Consider the following 1315-nt stretch of genomic DNA (forward strand, 5'->3'; position numbering starts at 1 on the left):
AATGTTCGTTAAGGCACATAGTTTACAAAGTTAAAGTCACATGCTTTACACTAGATTTTGACTTAGTCTAATTGATACTTGTTTTTCTCTTATTTTATTTTCATTAAAGTAGCCTAAAAATACGTCTCTATAAAATACTCTCCAAATTCCGTTTCCTTGATCTTCGGCACCTACATATTTCCCCTTTAGTCCAGCAGTTAAATATACCCAATAATACGACTTCCACCGCATGGCTCCATTTTGGCATACCTTCATCACTTTCATTTTTGATGGGTAATCATATTTTGAGATTTTCTCAGGGTATGGGCTATTAGAAAAATCATGGCAATCTGCGGGGGTTTTCATTCCTAAAGCTTCATGAGGTCTAATGTGATTATATTCTTTTACAAACCGATTTAAGCTACATTGTTGTGCCTTCAAATCAAATGATGAGGGTTTGGCACAAGCTGCCTTTAAATCACGGTGCATACGTTCGTGTCTTCCGTTTTGGTCTGGTCGTGCTGGGTCGGAATAAACCGGGTCTATTCCCAATTCAATAAACCAATAGGATAGCCTGGTATATCTTTGAATAGCAGCTACAGATCCAAAGGGACTTCCGTTGTCGGTATGTATCTGTTTAGGAATGCCATACTTTCTAAAAACCTTTGTAAACTCTTGCTTAACAGAGAGAAAGTTTTCTTTATAATGCCCTTTTGCTGTAAACAAAAACCTACTCTTTGAATCGGCAATAGTGAGCGGATGGCAGTATATTTTATTTCCCATTAAAAACTTTCCCTTATAGTCTGCGCTCCAAACTTCATTACATTTCTTAGGGTCGAAAATGGGAAATACAGGCTTGACTCTTCTGCTTCGCTTTTGAGGTTTAACTAGGCCATTTTTAGAAAGGATGTTGTGAACAGTAACCACACTTGGAATAAGTTCTTCAGTATACTGTTTAAACAACAAAATGCGAATTTTCTTCGCTCCCCAAAGCATGTGTTTATTTTTTAATTTTAAGATTGAATCTTCAACTTTATGATTGGTTCTGTTGGGGTGATTAATTGGAGCTCTTTCTTGCTCAATTAATCCCGATAGTCCCATTTTTTCATACCTAGAAATCAACTTGTAAGCGGTAGGTCGGGATATATTAAATGACCTACAAAGTTCTGTGATGGTGTACTTTTGAGTTAACCATTCGTGAATAAATTCTACTTTTTGTTCCATTTTAGTTTTTGCTTTCCAGACCATGATAAATTACTTTTTCATGTAATTTATGAATCTTAAAAGTGTAAACTATGTCCCTTTAACTTTGTAAAGGATGTCCCTTTACCGTACC

Annotated in this window: 1 protein-coding gene; it reads right to left on the reverse strand. The window is 35.9% G+C overall.

The window, feature by feature from the left end:
• Positions 1-45: 45 nt before the first annotated feature.
• Positions 46-1227 (reverse strand): integrase core domain-containing protein, encoded by a 1182-nt coding sequence (locus ESV24_RS15175; protein WP_111817166.1) that lies wholly within the window; start codon positions 1225-1227, stop codon positions 46-48.
• Positions 1228-1315: the final 88 nt, after the last annotated feature.

The organism is Aequorivita lipolytica, from assembly GCF_007997135.1.
Taxonomy (GTDB): Bacteria; Bacteroidota; Bacteroidia; order Flavobacteriales; family Flavobacteriaceae; genus Aequorivita; species Aequorivita lipolytica.